This window comes from Novosphingobium sp. BL-S-33, from assembly GCF_056857025.1.
The window spans coordinates 1,629,008-1,645,000 of the sequence record NZ_CM166475.1 but is presented as its reverse complement, the minus strand read 5'-3'; the positions used below and the strand labels follow the sequence as shown (position 1 = coordinate 1,645,000).

General features: G+C 59.3%; 16 protein-coding genes. 10 read left to right on the top strand and 6 right to left on the bottom strand.

Features of this window, described 5'->3' with window-relative positions; genetic code table 11:
- Window positions 1-6: 6 nt before the first annotated feature.
- Both tnpB and tnpA read right to left on the bottom strand, forming a co-directional pair.
- A complete protein-coding gene (gene tnpB / locus AC1VVM_RS23840) occupies window positions 7-348 on the bottom strand; it encodes an IS66 family insertion sequence element accessory protein TnpB (protein WP_036524680.1) in 342 nt (113 codons plus the stop codon).
- Window positions 345-713 carry an IS66-like element accessory protein TnpA gene (gene tnpA, locus AC1VVM_RS23835; RefSeq protein ID WP_482956726.1) on the bottom strand — a complete coding sequence of 123 codons (369 nt, stop codon included), beginning with the start codon at window positions 711-713 and terminating at the stop codon, window positions 345-347. The genes tnpB and tnpA overlap by 4 nt, the downstream gene beginning before the upstream one ends.
- 77 nt (window positions 714-790) lie before the next feature.
- On the opposite strand from tnpA, the gene AC1VVM_RS23830 reads away from it, so the two are divergent.
- Entirely contained in the window at window positions 791-1,405 is a 615-nt protein-coding gene (locus AC1VVM_RS23830) for an OB-fold nucleic acid binding domain-containing protein (protein ID WP_482956725.1), read from the top strand.
- 336 nt (window positions 1,406-1,741) lie between these two features.
- On the opposite strand, the gene AC1VVM_RS23825 is transcribed toward AC1VVM_RS23830, so the two are convergent.
- Entirely contained in the window at window positions 1,742-3,466 is a 1,725-nt protein-coding gene (locus tag AC1VVM_RS23825; RefSeq protein ID WP_482956724.1) for a hypothetical protein, read from the bottom strand.
- Between the two features lie 318 nt (window positions 3,467-3,784).
- On the opposite strand from AC1VVM_RS23825, the gene AC1VVM_RS23820 reads away from it, so the two are divergent.
- Window positions 3,785-4,690, top strand: coding sequence for a zinc ribbon domain-containing protein (locus AC1VVM_RS23820; protein WP_482956723.1), 906 nt, complete (start codon window positions 3,785-3,787; stop codon window positions 4,688-4,690).
- A gap of 489 nt (window positions 4,691-5,179) precedes the next feature.
- Here AC1VVM_RS23820 and AC1VVM_RS23815 read toward each other — a convergent pair whose 3' ends face one another.
- Window positions 5,180-5,893 carry a DUF899 family protein gene (locus tag AC1VVM_RS23815; protein WP_482956722.1) on the bottom strand — a complete coding sequence of 238 codons (714 nt, stop codon included), beginning with the start codon at window positions 5,891-5,893 and terminating at the stop codon, window positions 5,180-5,182.
- Window positions 5,894-6,099: 206 nt separating this feature from the next.
- On the opposite strand from AC1VVM_RS23815, the gene AC1VVM_RS23810 reads away from it, so the two are divergent.
- Window positions 6,100-6,522 (top strand): VOC family protein, encoded by a 423-nt coding sequence (locus AC1VVM_RS23810; protein ID WP_482956721.1) that lies wholly within the window; start codon window positions 6,100-6,102, stop codon window positions 6,520-6,522.
- Window positions 6,523-7,027: 505 nt separating this feature from the next.
- Here the strand turns inward: AC1VVM_RS23810 and AC1VVM_RS23805 are convergent.
- Together AC1VVM_RS23805 and AC1VVM_RS23800 are read right to left on the bottom strand one after the other, a co-directional pair.
- Window positions 7,028-7,858, bottom strand: a complete 831-nt coding sequence (locus AC1VVM_RS23805; RefSeq protein WP_482957369.1) for an alpha/beta fold hydrolase — start codon at window positions 7,856-7,858, stop codon at window positions 7,028-7,030.
- A gap of 305 nt (window positions 7,859-8,163) precedes the next feature.
- Window positions 8,164-9,129: an SDR family NAD(P)-dependent oxidoreductase gene (locus tag AC1VVM_RS23800; RefSeq protein ID WP_482956720.1), complete on the bottom strand. Its 966-nt coding sequence runs from the start codon at window positions 9,127-9,129 to the stop codon at window positions 8,164-8,166.
- Between the two features lie 52 nt (window positions 9,130-9,181).
- Here AC1VVM_RS23800 and AC1VVM_RS23795 point away from each other — a divergent pair, with 52 nt between their 5' ends.
- The 7 genes from AC1VVM_RS23795 (at window position 9,182) to AC1VVM_RS23765 (ending at window position 15,841) form a co-directional block, all read left to right on the top strand.
- Window positions 9,182-10,156: an AraC family transcriptional regulator gene (locus tag AC1VVM_RS23795; protein WP_482956719.1), complete on the top strand. Its 975-nt coding sequence runs from the start codon at window positions 9,182-9,184 to the stop codon at window positions 10,154-10,156.
- A 115-nt stretch (window positions 10,157-10,271) separates the two neighbouring features.
- Window positions 10,272-10,826: an RrF2 family transcriptional regulator gene (locus tag AC1VVM_RS23790; protein WP_482956718.1), complete on the top strand. Its 555-nt coding sequence runs from the start codon at window positions 10,272-10,274 to the stop codon at window positions 10,824-10,826.
- Window positions 10,823-11,473: a response regulator transcription factor gene (locus tag AC1VVM_RS23785; protein ID WP_482956717.1), complete on the top strand. Its 651-nt coding sequence runs from the start codon at window positions 10,823-10,825 to the stop codon at window positions 11,471-11,473. The genes AC1VVM_RS23790 and AC1VVM_RS23785 overlap by 4 nt, the downstream gene beginning before the upstream one ends.
- An 83-nt stretch (window positions 11,474-11,556) precedes the next feature.
- A complete protein-coding gene (locus tag AC1VVM_RS23780) occupies window positions 11,557-11,958 on the top strand; it encodes a response regulator transcription factor (protein WP_482956716.1) in 402 nt (133 codons plus the stop codon).
- Window positions 11,955-13,994 (top strand): PAS domain-containing sensor histidine kinase, encoded by a 2,040-nt coding sequence (locus AC1VVM_RS23775; protein ID WP_482956715.1) that lies wholly within the window; start codon window positions 11,955-11,957, stop codon window positions 13,992-13,994. The genes AC1VVM_RS23780 and AC1VVM_RS23775 overlap by 4 nt, the downstream gene beginning before the upstream one ends.
- 337 nt (window positions 13,995-14,331) lie before the next feature.
- The gene (locus tag AC1VVM_RS23770; RefSeq protein ID WP_482956714.1) at window positions 14,332-15,246 is read left to right on the top strand and encodes an MBL fold metallo-hydrolase; all 915 of its coding nucleotides are present in this window, start codon (window positions 14,332-14,334) and stop codon (window positions 15,244-15,246) included.
- Between the two features lie 166 nt (window positions 15,247-15,412).
- A complete protein-coding gene (locus AC1VVM_RS23765; protein ID WP_482956713.1) occupies window positions 15,413-15,841 on the top strand; it encodes an organic hydroperoxide resistance protein in 429 nt (142 codons plus the stop codon).
- The last annotated feature ends 152 nt before the right edge of the window (window positions 15,842-15,993 follow it).

Here is a 15,993-nt window from a genome sequence, read left to right as displayed (position 1 = left end):
ACGCCCCTATCCAGCGCTCTGCGGACGCCAGGAATACTGCGGGTTCCGCCAGTCGATCCCGTCGAGCAGGCAGGCGAGTTGCGAGGCTGTCAGCGACACCATCCCGTCCTTGGCCGATGGCCAGACGAAGCGGCCCTTCTCAAGCCGCTTGGCGTAGAGCGACATGCCGATCCCATCGTGCCAAATCAGCTTCACCAGCGATCCGGCCCGCCCGCGGAACACGAACAGATCGCCGCCGTGGGGATCGCGCTTGAGGCCCTGCTGCACCAGCAAGGCCAACCCCTGCATCCCCTTGCGCATATCCGTGTGACCCATCGCAATCCACACACGGGCGCCGGAAGGGATCATCGCAACGCCTTCAAGGCCGATGCCACCAGCGCCGGCGATGCGGAGGCAAAGATGCTGATCCGCTTGCCGCGCGCGAGGTCGATGACGATCGCCGGTTGCCCACCAGCGTGCGCGCCCTCGGCATCCTCGATCATCACGGCCGCGGCGAAATCGGGAGCGGGCAAATCATCGGCCTGCGGCTCAGCCTGCATCTCGCGCAGCTTCCGCCGCCAAGTATAGATCAGCGCTGACGAGATATCGTACCGCCGGCAAACCTCGGCAACGCAAGCGCCGGGAGCGAACGCCTCGTTCAGAATCTCTAGCCGCTCCTCGTCGCTCCAACGGCGCCGCCGCTCCGGCCCGGAAAACACTGTGATCTGCCCCATCGACCGCTCCAAAGCGCACTCTTACGAGCGCACTTAAGACCCGTCCCTCAGCTCATCGACAAGGCGGGACCCGCCGGATGGGTACGCTTCGCCTGGCCCGCCGCGAGGCACAATGGGCGATCAAGGCACTGCGCGACGAGCAGTTGCCGCTCTTTGCGGCCATGGAAGCGCGCGCTGATGGCTTCATCCACGAAATCGTCGAACAACCCGTTCTGCTACGCGCGATGACCGAGGGCAGGGAGGTGGTCGAGGACTATGGCCACGTCGGTCTTACCCTGCGCCGCCATCCGGTCGCGTTTCTGCGAGAGCAGCTGGAAGCCAGGAAGATCGCACCCTGCCGTTCGCTCGAGGCCATTCGCGACGGTCGCCGCGTCTCGCTCGCCGGCCTGGTGCTGGTGCGCCAGCGGCCAGGCTCTGCCAAGGGCGTACTCTTCATCACTATCGAGGACGAGACAGGCATCGCCAATCTCATCGTCTGGCCGCGCATGTTCGAGGAGAACCGGCGGATCGTCATGGGCGCGCGGATGCTGGGCGTCGAGGGCGTGGTCCAACGCGAGGGCGAGGTCATACATGTGATCGCCAGGAAGCTCATCGATCTGACGCCGCTGCTCTCGGCAGTCGGACATGAGCGCGATGCGGCCCACGAGGCTTTCCCACTTCCCTTCGGGCGCGGCGATGGAGCGAAGAATTGAGGCGGGCCTGATCCGCGCGATCCGGTTTCCAGGCATCCAGAGCCTCGCAATATCCTCGTTCCTGACCGGCATATCGACACGTTCGGGAAGGGGCGGAATTTCAAGTGAGCGAGAATGTCGCCTTTTGGCCGGTAGGCGACCGTCCGGTTCAGAGTTGGGTTTAAGGGATAGCTGCCGCTCACACGGCGTCGGCCGCCGACCAGCTTGAGCCGTTCCGTACCATTGCTAGGAATGTCCGCTCTTACCGACACCTATCGTACTGCCTTCCGAGAACTGCAGTCGGGCTCCTCACAATGCCTTCGTCGCTTCGAGCAAATGCGAGGAGCTGTTTGCAGATCAACGCATACGCGTTGCTACGATGACCCCGTCTTCAATTTGCAAATCCATCGAAAGGGGGATGTCGTGAGTGGAGATATCCGTGGCGATTGTTTGGAGGCCATCGAACACAATTGCGCTTTGAGCCGAGATGCGGTCCATTAGAGCGTTTTCGTTCCGCAAAATTTTGGAGCGCTCAGCCGCGCTGGAGACGGCTTTGATTTTCTCGCGGAGGAGCCGGTCTAGCTCACCGGCGGCCTCGCCCTGCGGGAACAAGGCTAATACAGAGGCTCTGATATCCTGAAGCCGATCTTCTTTACGCTGTTCTCGTCCAGGGAAGGCAGAGAGGAGCTGCCAGCCACATGCTCGCGCCCGTAGGCACAACAGCATTTCACGATAGAGCTTGTCGAGCGCTGCCTGTTGCTCATCAAGCGCCTTGATATACTTACCCTGTCCAACCCACTCTTCGTCTTTCAGAATCTTCAGGGCTTCGGTTTGGCTGCGGATGTCGATAGCAAGATGGTCCTGCACCTCCAGCAGCTTGGTCTCATGCATTTCGATGACGTGAACCACCTCTTCCGAGAGCTCTCCGGACATCACGGAACCGGCAATCTGTTCAAAATAGCGGATCGATCCTGTCAGGACTGATCGACGCTCGTTCTTTTGGAACGCAGCAACATCCTCAATGGCTTCCTTGATGTCCGAGAGCTTCTCGCTGATATCGGCGAGATGCTTTTGCGCCAGCATAGCTGACGCAATATTGAGAGCAGCGCCGGAGGTGGCCAGGGTCGAAAGCTTCCCGATATCGAGTTTGGCGGCCCCGGCCAATTCGTTTGTGCCGATTTTGCGGACCGTGCCGATAAGGCTACCGTGCTTGACGCTCTCCACCAATTCGGTTCCAGCCGGGACAATCACATTCATGTAATTGCTTTTGCCAACCTCCACGGCCGTCGCCATGCCGGGTACAGCCTGCAAAAGGGGATTCAACCGGCTAATCCCAGCGTCATCCTTACTGACCTTGCGCCATCCAGCGTCCGAATCCGATTGGCTGATTTGGGCAAGCGTTAGGACAGGGGTGCCACTATCGTTGCTGATGACCAAAGCATCAGAGTGACTGACAGGCACTGGCGTCGAGCTTGCCTCCCTGGTCCTCTTATTGGCACGCGCAACTTCATTATGCGTCCCGCGTAGGAACGCGACTTGCAAAAGGCAAGAGGCCAGATGGGGCCATTCTGCGGCGCCGAAAAAACGGCTGGCACCCTCGGCAGCTGCTTGACGAGCCTCGTTTACGGCCGCTTGCTGCTTATCCGTTGGGATCGACGAGAGCCGTTTCGACGTAAAAAGGTTGAGTAGAGCTGTCTCGTTGTCGGCCAGATGGTCCTCTTGGGCAGGCAACCCCAGCTGTTTGCACAACGCGTTGATCATGCGCTGATACGACGGACGGCTTCCATCTGTGATATTCAGTGCCTTCTGGCCAAGGCGGTAAATCTCATCGCCGATCTGATCGGTGTACCGACTGTGGTCCGGGACATGCCGTTCATAGGCCCGGCTAATCTTGAGTACGCTGAGAGGCGTCTGCGTGAGCGTGTCGACCAAGGGCGCTAATTGATCGTTATTGCTCATACCCAGAATCTTGTAGATGACTGGAATGGCGGTGACATTCGCTGGGGCGTTCATGCGGGCTATACCGACCTTCGCTTGGAAAATGGCTCGATCCGATGTCCGCCAGAAGCTGATGGAGGTCAAGATGTTGTCACTCTGTCAAATTGCTCCGCCGACCGAGTAGTTGGTTTTCCCAGAAGCTGACTTCTTAAGGCATCGCCTGAAATGGCGGGAAAGTCCCAGACCCTGCCCATCACAGTCGACGGTCACTCAGTCGCCAAAAGCTGATGCCAAGGTGCGGACGGTCCGGTTCAGCAGCTCGCGACCAACTTAAGCCATTCCGCGATCCGCGCGAGAATGGCCGCTCGTTCAAGAACCGGCCGTTCGCTCAGTAGTGAGCATCGACCCTCGGAGAGCATAAAGGTTGTATCAAGACATATCCATTAAAACTCTGTCCGCCCGATGACGCTGAACCTCTCCCTCGTGACCAATGAATTCGCGATCTGCGTGACCGATCGCCGGTTGTCGGCGCCCGCAGGTGGTATCGTCAGCGAGCGCGGCAACAAGCTTACTGTTTTCCAGTGTCGTGGCGCCCATGGCTTCATTACCTATTGTGGAATTGGTCGAGACATGAATGGGCAATCGCCCAACGATTGGATTGCCGATAATCCGCTTCTACCGTCGCTGACATTTGACGAGTTCCTCACGGCTATCAAGATTATCGGAGATAGTCGCCTCAGCCCGCTGGCGGCCAAGGGGTATGACACCCGCCACTCCTTCGTGGTCGGCGGCTTCGCCGGTGGAGTGCCGGTCCTCGCCATGATCTCGAACTTCGAGTCGGTTGGCGAGGAGGGCGCGCGCGCCGTAGCCGATCCGGCTCTCTCGATCAGCTTCGCCGTAGCCAATCAGGCGGCGCCTAAACCGATAATCGTTCTCGCCACAGGCGATATCCCCATCAACCGGAAACACTGCGTTGCGCAGATCGGTAAACTCCTGAAAAGCGCCGCCCAGCCGCCCATCTTGATCGCGAAGATGACCAAATTGATCCGTGACGTTGCTTATGCGGCGAACCGGAAGGGAAGTGTCGGCACCAGCGTAAATAGTGTGGTCGTTCGCCAATATGGCATCATAGACATCGGTAGTAACGTGGTGGGCGGAACCACCCTGCTTGAACCCCCTAACATGATCTCTCCGGGAATGATGGTCCGCGACGTCTATATCGATTTGGGCGGAGGCGATGGGGGCTCGCGGTACAGCCGCGTCCATCGCAAAGCCCTGATTCGCGAGTGCCGATGCCCTAATTGCGGAACACCAGTGCCCGAGGGCTATCATCAATGTGGCAAATGCGACGTCACTGTACCCGCCTGACCGAAAGTCGACCGGTCCGTCGCTGCGTCGGAGGCCCCGCCATCGCTCCCCTGCAAAAGCTTCCTTGACGATCAGCCCTGCTCATATCTGGTCACCGGCACGATCAAGCTCAAAATGTCTGGTTCTGACGTAAGCTGCCATCGGCCGGCAGCATGTGGAATGACTGGAAAGTCCCAGACCCGGTCATAATCTGACGGCCCGCTTCCAAGCATCGTGATTTTGCGGTCGAACGGCTTGGATGGGCGCAAAGCGGCCTCTGGGTGGTCGACCCTTCCTTGCCGCTCAAACCCTCATTTTCCGATTCTTGCTGCGACCGGTCCACTTCTCCCTTCAGGCAGACCAAGACTGGAAGTCCGCTGCCCGACGGATTTGCAGACCCCTTGGGCCCTTGGTAGCTTATGGCGAAGTGAATGCCCATTAATGACCGTCGGCTCCAGATACCTCGGTGGACTATGTCACGGACGATCGGGGATCATGGCAAAAGCGGGATTAGTCTCGATCGTAGGAGAGCTTCGGATACCAATCCGGCCCCCGACCTTCAGGCGTGAGATCGAGTAGATTCCAGAGCGAGGCTATGTCAGGCGCAGTGCGTGGGTCCTGCCCTGGATCGGCTGCCTCCGCCGGCATCTCAGCTGAATAGAAGACACGCACCGCGTCACCATCGCGCTGGTATATGACCAAGGCGGGATACTCGTCGCCCTCGGGCGTAAGTACACCCAGATCGAGTGCATAATCGTCTCCAACCGTCTGGATGAAATCGAGGTTCCGCCACCCGCGCTCGTCGGCGAAGGCTTGTTGGCGTGCGACCGGACTGCGACCCAGGATCGTGAGCGCGGCTCGCTGCTTCACATCAATGGCGTTACCATCGACGCTCCCCAACCAGTTCGTGCACATCGGGCAGGGGCGATCACGCTGCGGTCCGAACATCCAGAAGTAGGTGATCAGCGTATTGTGGTCGCCGAACAGGTCAATCAGCCCGAGATCGGCCCCTGCCGCGTCGCGAAAGCGATAGTCCTTCTCGATTAGCGGGCCGGGCGGTAGCGCCCGACGATGCTCGGCCAGACGAGTCATCCGGCGTCGAAAATCGATCTCCTCTGCCAGTAGCCTCTCGCGGGCTTCTGAATATTCCGCGCTTTCATTGGGAAACGCCGCCTTGCGATGCCTCGCGAGCTCACCAGCCGGTTTCAAGTTGGCCTCATCCACCATCACTCTCCTCGAATAGCGTGCCGGCATCGTCGGATATCGAAGCGTTCCGTTCCCATGTTCCCATAATCACCACGATCAGGCCAAGTTCCTCCCAAGTCTGTCAAGCGTGCACTAACAGCGTCCATCTAGGCTTGACCATAAAGCCGGCTGACACATACGGTGTTTTGTTCACGGCCATTCGGCGATCGATTGAAGAGGCGAGCATGCAGCAGCAGGTTTCCGTCATTACCCTGGGCGTTCGTGACCTTGAGCAATCGAAGCGCTTCTATAACGGTGGCTTCGGATGGAAGCCGGTCTTCGAGAACGAGGAGATCGCCTTCTACCAGATGAACGGGTTCGTGCTTGGGACTTGGCTCCAAACCAAGCTGGAGGAGGATATGACCCGCAGCGGACTACAGCGGCCCGGCGCGTTCGCGCTCGCCCATAACGTGTCGGCCAAGGAAGAGGTGAAGTCGGTCATCGCGCGACTGGCCGGGGCGGGCGGCAAGATATTGCGCGAACCAGACTCGCCGGAGCACGGTGGATTTCGGGGTTACGTCGCGGATCCAGACGACAACGCATGGGAGATTGCTTGGAACCCGGCCTGGGACATCGACGAGCGGGGCCTCGTAACTTTCGGATCCTGAACACTGCCCCATGAAAGGGCGCTCACCTGTTGGCAATGCTTGCGCTCAGACTACATTACGCACCATAACGCACTTCCCATACTCCACCAGCACGTCGACAATCGCCCAGTGCTCCGTTGGTGGCGCCGGCTCAGCGTTCACCATGGTTAAGAAGAAGGCGTTGAAGGTGCATCCTTGCCGAGCGCTCAATGGCAGGAGGCTGGCGGGTTCTGGTCATTTTAGGCATCCAGAACGGGGAAGCGGACGGGCCGCTCTTGGGAACGGAAAATCGGCGCCTGAACCGCAAAGGCGCGGGCGAAAGTCTATCGGCCGCTGAAACCGAGATCGGACGATCAGCTCCTAGCCGTGAAGAGACCGGCAGGTTTCGGGAAAGGATTGGCGAATAGCCGCCTGTCGCAGCTGACGATCCGGGCGAACCACTACCTCAACGATAGTTTCGCTCTTGGAGGGCGCGCGCCATTAGCGGCTGCCCGGGGTAGGCTCGCTTGCTACCCCGGGCAGGCGTTTAGCCACGGATGAACGCGAGCATATCTCGATTGATTTCGCTGGCGTTTGTGGCGGCCATTCCATGCGGGTAGCCGTCGTATGCCTTGAGAACGCCCTTCGCGAGTAACTTGACCGCAAGCGGGGCTGCGTCGGCAAATGGGACGACTTGATCATCGGTTCCATGCATGACCAAAGTCGGAACCAGAATTTTCTTCAAGTCCTCGGTAAAGTCCGTTTCGGAAAAGGCCTTGATGCAATCGTAGTGCGCCTTTGCGCTGCCGACCATACCTTGGCGCCACCAGTTCTGAATCAGACCCTGGCTGATTTTTGCGCCCTTGCGATTGAAACCGTAAAAGGGGCCGGAGGCGACGTCGAGATAGAACCGGGACCGATCCTCGGCCAGGGCCTTACGGAAACCGTCAAACACTTCGATCGGCAGGCCGCCGGGGTTGCTTTCCTTTTTGACCATGACCGGTGGAACGGCACCGACCAAGATGAGCTTGGAAAGAGCACCAGGCTTGGCGCGCGCCGCATAATGCGCTGCCTCACCACCGCCCGTGGAATGGCCAATGTGAACTGCCCCCTTGAGGTTAAGGGCGGACACGAGTGCTGCCACGTCGGCAGCGTAAGTATCCATTTCGTTGCCGGTATCAGTCTGCGTCGACCGGCCATGGCCGCGGCGGTCATGGGCAATGACGCGGTAGCCTTGCGACAGGAAAAAGAGCAGTTGGTTGTCCCACTCGTCAGCGGTCAGTGGCCAACCGTGGTGAAACACCAGAGGTTGGGCATTGCGCGGCCCCCAATCCTTGTAAAAGATCTGGGCGCTATCTTTTGCGGTGATGAAGTTCATCTGATTATCTCCATACGCGTGGTTTGGTGGAGTTGATCCGAAGCCGGATGCAGGCCAGCCGATGCTGCCGGCAATCGCGGTTACAGCGCCGGACACCATGAAGGTCCGCCGTTGCAGCATGAATTGTTCCAGAATTGGCATGACGATATCCGTGCCTGAGTTGTGCTTCACGTTTCACTCGAACAATTCGAGAAAGCGTGGCACATGTTGTTTGTCGGCCGGCGCAAGTTTTGAATATCGTGCCCAGGAAGAGAGCGACCTATCCTTAAGACCTAAAGGCACTAGCGTGGGGGAGTAATGGCCGGTCAGGCGGCGCCGGTTAGTTTCATACTCATAGACCAGAGCCTTGCAGCCAAGTCCGGATCTGATGCCCACGGCTTCACTCCGCTCCAAATGCCAGGATCAGACGGGGACTCGGCGGCGATATCGCAGTCTTCGCAATAGACTCCACCTTTGCCGTCGAGGTCGGTCGAGATCGCACACCATAGGGGGGTGGCCGCTCCTTGCGCCAAGGTTTTCCGGTCGTTCTCCGGCGCTATGATGGGCTCATCTTGCTCGTCCACGACCTGGTGATGGCGCAGCGTTTTCATGGAGACATGCTTGAACAGGCCTGTCAGCACCGAACCGGGGTGAACTGAAAAGGCACGAACGCCATCTTCTTCTCCCCGTTTATCCAGTTCGAGCGCAAACAGGGCATTTGCGGTTTTGGCTTGTGCGTATGCAATGACGGGATCGTAGGGGCGGCGCTCGAAATTGGGATCGTCGAAATCGATACCTCCCATGACATGGCCGCGCGAGGAAAGCGCTACGACGCGGGCGCCACGCGCTGCCACCAGTGAGGGCCAAAGCTTCTGCGTTAGAAGAAAGTGCCCGAGGTGATTGCAGGAAAGTTGCATCTCGATCCCTCGTCGGTCGCGGCTGAACGGGATGGCCATGACGCCCGCACAGTTGATCAACAAATCGAGTGGCTTTCCTTTGCTGGCGAAGGCGGCAGCGAAATCATCGACGGATCGCAAGTCGCTGAGGTCCACATCTGCAATTTCGACCCTACCGATTCCTCGGAGCATTTCATGGGCCCGCTGCATGGAACGAGCCGGGACTACGACTTCGGCACCAGCCCTGGCTAGATGGCATACGATTTCACGACCAAGGCCTCCCGCTCCGCCCGTTACAATGGCCGTCCGTCCCGTAAGGTTCACTCCGGCCATCACCTCTGAAGCGGTCGTAAAAGCTCCGAACTTCGAACCAATTGGCATCTGTTTGCGGATCATCATGCATCTCCTTCTATTCGAGGAGAGCTAGGCAGAGACGTTTCCGCTCACCATGTTTGTGGCCCCTGAATTCTTTCGCGATCGTCCCAACATGCCCATGGATCCCCTTTCCGACCTGCTTGCATTGATCGAACCGGAGGCAGTGGCATCGCGTGGCCTTTGCGCCGGCGGGAACTGGGCCCTGGAGTGCAGCGAGGCCGATGGATTGAAGTTCATCGCGATTCTGGAGGGCAGCGCCTGCCTTTATTCGCCTGACCATGGCACATACCCGCTTTCTGCGGGCGATGTCGTGTTGTTCAATGGGAAGCTACCGCATGTTTTGGCCAGCGAACCGGGCGCGCTCGCGATACCGGGCTGCGATTTTAGCGAATTGGTTGTGTCAGACGGTTTCCGTCGCATAGGGGACGGAGCGAGGGTCACACTTGTCGGTGGCGGAGCCAAGCTGAACGGCAAGCGTGGTCACGTCCTGCATGACCTTCTGCCTCCGCTGATCCTTATGAACAGTCTGGAAGCGCCTGATGACGTCGTTGGCACTTTGGTTGAGCGTATGGCGGATGAACTTCGCCGTTCCCGAATCGGACACGGCCTGGCTCTGCCCAGATTGGCGCAACTCGTTATTCTTGAGCTCGTCCGTGGTCATTTCGATGGGCTGTCCGCCGATAGTACCGGGTGGCTTCGTGGTATCGCCGATCAGAAAATCGGGCCGGCCATCGCGCTGCTCCATTCACGTCCAGCATTCCTCTGGACAGTCAATGGAATGGCGAAGGAAATCGGGATGTCGCGAACAGCGTTCGCTCTGCGTTTCAAGGATGCCACGGGCTTCGCGCCAATGGCATACCTCACCAAATGGCGGATGCACCTCGCTGAGGATCTCTTGACGCGCGGCGACCATAGCATTGGCGCCATTAGCCGAATAGTTGGCTACAGTTCAGAGGGGGCGTTCAGCCACGCGTTCAAACGCGAGCGTGGGCTGTCGCCGAGCGACGTGACGCCAATCTCTTCAGCCCGCGGTTCCCACTTGGTGTAGTAAAGACGGGGCTGCTCAGGGGTACGGACCGGTCTGTGACGTGGGATCCTTGGAGCGCAAATATTCAGCTCGACTAAGGTTGTCTTTGATAACGAGGATCAATAGTGTCTTCGTTATGAGCCAGATGTCTGCCAGCGTGGAATATGGAATTCACTGCCTCCTATGGCTTGTGGATGCCAAAGACCGACCGCGAAGCGGCCGCGATCTCGCTGAATTCCAGGGCATCTCCCCTACCTTCGTGATCAAGATTTTCGGCAAGCTGGCAAAGGCGGGAATTGTGCACGCCTCGGATGGAATTCGAGGCGGCTATTTGCTTGCAAAATCGCCGGATCAGATCAGCCTGTTGCAGATCGTCGATGCAATAGATGGTCGCAAACCTCTGTTCGTTTGCCACGAAATCAGGGGGCGCTGCGCTGTCTTTGGCGACCGTCCGCCCAACTGGGCGACTGACGGTGTCTGTTCGATCCATGCCGTAATGCTGAAGGCGGAGAAGGCAATGCGCGATACGCTGAAAGGATGTTCGCTTGCCGATATCGGTCGGTCGGTTCGGGACAAGGCTTCGGACGGGTTTTCTGGAGACGTAAGCGTCTGGTTCGACGGGAGGCTCAATTCGCGAAAGCGCAGGGCCAAGGGTAGCGAACAGAAAATGGATTTGGGGGATACAGCATGAACGTTAGCATCCACGTCGACGAGTCTCCGCTCGTTCTGATCGTTGACGACGACGAAGACGTCCGCATGGCAATTGAGGAGTTGCTGGTTTCCGTCGGGATGGAGGCGCACGGGTTTGGATCTACGCGTGAGCTTCTCGATTCACCCTTGCTGCAGCGCGCTTCCTGCCTCGTTCTTGATGTGCGTATGCCGGGAGTGAGCGGCCTGGATCTGCAACAGCGCCTCGCGGCAGCAGGCGTTTCGAGACCGATCGTCTTCCTCACCGGACATGGCGATATTCCGATGTCGGTTCAGGCCATGAAGGCCGGTGCGATAGATTTCCTGACCAAGCCGGTTCGGGATCAGACGCTGATTGATGCCGTTATTGCAGGCGTGGAACTCGATGCCAAAACCCGCGAGACTGCAAAGGTTGTCAAGGAACATGTCGATCGCTTCGAGACGCTGACGCCTCGTGAGAGCCAGGTCATGCGCGAAGTGGCGCGCGGCCGGCTCAATAAGCAGATTGCCTATGATCTTGGCATCACCGAAATCACGGTCAAACTCCACCGCAGCAACGTCATGAAGAAAATGCAGGTCGCTTCGATCGGCGAGCTGATCCGGGCATGGGAAATCCTGCCCGAAGAGCTCCGCCAGGGCCAATCGGCCTAGACCTTAGTATGGTTACAATGGTTGCCCGATTGAGCGACATATGCCTCATTGGCCTTAGGCCGCTCGTATGAGGACTGTTCTGCTTGTCGAGGATACCCATCGTTGCGATCGTGGACGATGATGATGCAATTCGCGACGCTCTTTCGGAATTGCTGATGGTTGAGGGGTATGCCTGTCAACCGTTCGAGAGGGCCGCGACGTTTCTGGCCGAGGCCGGGCGGGCATCATTCGATTGCCTGATCACTGATATGCGCATGCCGGGCATGAGCGGGCTGGAGCTTCTTGAGCATCTGCGTGCTCTTGGAATTGATTTGCCGGCCATAGTCGTCACATCGGTGACCGACGACCAGACCCGTACGCGCTCCCTCGCCGCTGGAGCCCGAGCATGGCTGGGCAAGCCGGTTGCGGACAGGGACTTGCTGCGGGAATTGAGGCTGGCGCTTCAGGGCAGAGACGTCGCACTGCCCCAAGGGTTTTCCGAATGAATCCTGCTGTGCCGGAAACGGGTGCGCTCACAGGCGAGCTGCACATTACCGATCTCGCATCGGAAAGCATAATCGTCCTCGATCACGAAGGGGCGGTTCGATACTGGAACCCCGCCTCCGAAGCGCTCTATGGCTGGCCGTCCCTAAGCATGATCGGCCGGGTGATAGACGCGGTATCGGAACAGTCGCCAGAAGATCGAGATCATTGGCAATTGCTGCTTCGGGAAGGCGCCTGGCAGGGTCAGGCCCGCCGCCGCACGGCGTCAGGTAGCGATGTGACCGTTGATGTGCGTCGGTATGCACGGTTTCATGCGGACGGCTCGCTCAAAGACATTGTCGAATATGGCCGACGCGCGATGGCCGAGGGGGAACTGGAAGGCACGGATTGGCATATCCCTGACCGTCTCATGGCCGCCAGTTGGGAGATCGACATTGCGGGCGCCCGCGCGCTCATCGAGGCGGTCACGAACGCAGGCTCGCAGGACGCTGCCGATGACGCCGAGGCACGGTTGTTGGCCGTGGTCCAGGCTAGCCGCGTAATCAACGTGAACGAACGCGCGGCCCGGCTCGTCGGTGGGAACCGTGGGCCGGCTGTGATGATCGACCAGTCCGTAGCGGCATTCTGGCCTATGCAAAGCCGCGCCGAGCTGGGCGCCTTGATTGTCGAGGCGGTGAATTCCGGCGTGGTAGGGCTGGTTCACAAGCGGCAGCTTGCCTCGGACGGAATATTGCGCGAGCCGGTCCTGACCTTGTGGCTGGCCGATACCCCAGGCCGCATTTTCGTTGCTGTCACGGGGACCGCCGATGACGATCGATCCTACCTCTACCTTCGGGCGAGCGAGGCGCGCTATCGCAAGCTCATCCACCATATGCCGACCGCCCTTCTTCAGGTGGACGCAAGCCATATGGGTAAGATCTACAAGAGCCTTTGGGACAGCGGCGTGGGGGATTTCGGTCGCTACCTGGACGAACACCCCGAGCTGGTCGACTACGCTGCCGAAACGGTGACGGTCACGGATGTAAATCGCCGCGCCGTGGAACTGTTCGGCGGCGAGAATGCCCTCGATCTGACCCGGCCGGTCGGATATTTGTTCCTTGCCGATCGCAATGCGCTTCGCAATGTGATGATTGGTCGTTTCAAAGGGCAGGCCGGTCATAGCGAATTGACCAAGATCCGGACGTTCGATGGCAGAATCCTCGATGTCCAGCTTTCCGTAACCTACCCTATCTTGCCCGACGATCTGGATGTCACGATCTTCAGTATCCAGGATGTGACGGCTCGAGTGCAGATGGAGGCGCAGTTGCGCCAGCTGCAGGCGGATTTCACGCACGCCGCGCGTATTTCCACCCTTGGCGAACTGACGACTTCGATTGCCCATGAGGTTAATCAACCGCTTGCGGCAATTCTAACTAACGCCGAAACCAGCTTGCGGTGGCTTGCCAGACCGGAACCTAACCTCGCAAAGGTCAAGGAATTGACGACGCGGATCGCGGCCGGTGCAAATCGGGCCAACGACATTGTTCAGCGCATTCGCGGAATGGCAGCCAAGCACGAGCCGGAGCAATCCGAACTCGACCTGGCCGAGGTAGTCCAGGAATCGATGCTGTTCCTGCAGCATGAGATCGAATCCCGCAGCATTAAGATAACGACCACCGTTGCCAAGGAGCTGCCCAAGGTACGCGGCGACCGCATTCAATTGCAGCAGGTGGTCGTGAACCTGCTCATGAACAGCATTCAGGCTCTTGAAGCGACGTGCAGCACCGAGAGCCAGATTATTCTTGCGACAGAATGCGATGAGATTGGCAGACTGCGTTGCACCATTCGCGACACGGGCCCAGGCATCTCGTCGGCCAACATCGATCATGTATTCGATGGTTTCTTCACGACGAAGGAAGGGGGACTGGGGATCGGTCTTGGCATTTGCCAGTCGATCATCATCGCGCACGGGGGGGGCATTACTGCTGCCAACCATCCTGACGGCGGCGCGGAGTTCTGCTTTACCATCCCGCGTTGCACGGGTTCGACCTCGGCCTAGCCAGTTCGCCGCTCCAGCTCATCTTCGTCGTCTGCGGTCGGTATTCGTCCGGACGGGGCACACGATTGCCCCGGGCCGACCGCCTTTACAGGCGAGGTATCGACCATGCCTGGGCAACAATCGCGCGGCTGATGCTGAACCTTCGGCATTGTGCTTGCGGGACTGACTTCGCGAACGTGTCGTCTCGCCAAGGGGTCTCTACTCGCCTCGCAAACCGCATTGCCGAACCTATACCGTAGTATGGTTCAAACCGTTACTCGACCCAATCGATCCCATCGGGACCCCTGCGTAGCCTTGTCGATGCCGTGATTAAGGGCGGCGTCACGAGGATAGGAACATGAAGCAGGATATTTTCTCTCAGGCGGCCGGAGCAGGTTTCGAAGAACTGGTTCCCTCGCGCTATGCATTGAAGGTCGGTGAGCTTGAGGTGATGGTGGTCAGCGACGGCGTGCTGCCTCTGCCCACCTCGACGATGTCGACCAACGTCGATCCGGAAACCCGAGCCGCATGGTTCAAGGAGATGTTCGTGGGGCCGGATGCCTTCGACTGGGCGCTGAACGTCCTTGTCGTACGCAGTGGCTCCCAGACCATTCTTGTCGATGCCGGGCTCGGTGGGCAGTTTCCTGGCTTTCCCCGCGCCGGCCAGTTCCCCAAGCGCCTGGCGGCAGCGGGTATCGATCTCGCATCGGTGACCGATATCGTCATTACCCACATGCACATGGATCATATTGGCGGGCTGCTTGTCGATGACGTCAAGAACCGGCTGCGTCCGGACGTTCGGATCCATGTCGCCTCCGCCGAAGTCGAGTTCTGGAAATCGCCCGATTTCTCGCTCACCGACATGCCGGCGCCGGTGCCGGACGTCCTGCGTTCGACGGCCACGCAGTTCATGGAACTCTACAGCGACAAGATCCACACCTTCGACAAGGAATATGAAGTGGCGCCCGGCGTTGTCGCCTTGCTCACCGGCGGCCACACTCCCGGCCACTGCGTCGTCCGATTGACGTCCGGCGGCGAACGGCTGACCTTCGCGGGCGATGCGATCTTCCCTGTCGGCTTCGATCACCCCGACTGGCACAATGGCTTCGAACATGATCCGGAAGAGTCCGTGCGCGTGCGCGTCGAACTGTTGAAGGATGCGGCAGTCACCGGCGAACTGTTCGTGGCGACGCACCTTCCGTTCCCGTCTGTCGGCCATGTCGCAGTTGACGGTGCATCCTTCCGCTGGATCGCGAACTTCTGGGATTACTGACCGCTTGCATTCAGCGCCTGCTGAACAACGGGCGCCCCAGTGCTTTCGAACACATTTTTGAAGACCGCCTCGCCTCCTCCCCCCTCGGATGGCGGTCTTCCGAGCCGCTGGACAGCCTTGCTGTCCAGCGGCTCCCCACCCCCATCTTCGATGAAAGGAAACCATCATGACCATTCAGATCGCCTACTCGACCACCGCCCGCGCCACAGGTGGCCGTGACGGCAAGGCTGGAACCATCGACGGCAGCTTTTCGGTCGCTCTCGCCACACCGAAGGAACTCGGCGGAAATGGCGAGGGCAACAATCCCGAGCAGCTGTTCGCCTCGGGCTACGCGGCCTGCTTTCTGGGCGCGATGAAGTTCGCTGCGTCGCAGAACAAGGCGTTGCCGCGCATCCCGAGCGATGCCTTTGTCGAGACCACCGTCGGGATCGGCCCGCGCAGCGACAAGGGCTTCGGGCTTGCCGTCAAGCTGGTCGTGACCCTTCCCGGCGTTGAGCGAAGCGCTGCAGAGGCGCTCGTTGCAGAGGCCGATACGATTTGTCCCTACAGTCACGCCACCCGCGGCAACATTGCTGTCGAGATATCTGTTGCCTGACCGGAACTGCACGGGCGCCGCGTAGGCGGCGCCCGTGCAACCTTTCAAGCTTTCCCGAGCAAGCCCTTTGAGCGGTGCCATCCATTGATGGCGCCGCTCAAAGGGCTTACTGCCGATGCGCTCCAGAGATCGCGTATAAAGCCGAGGCGCTT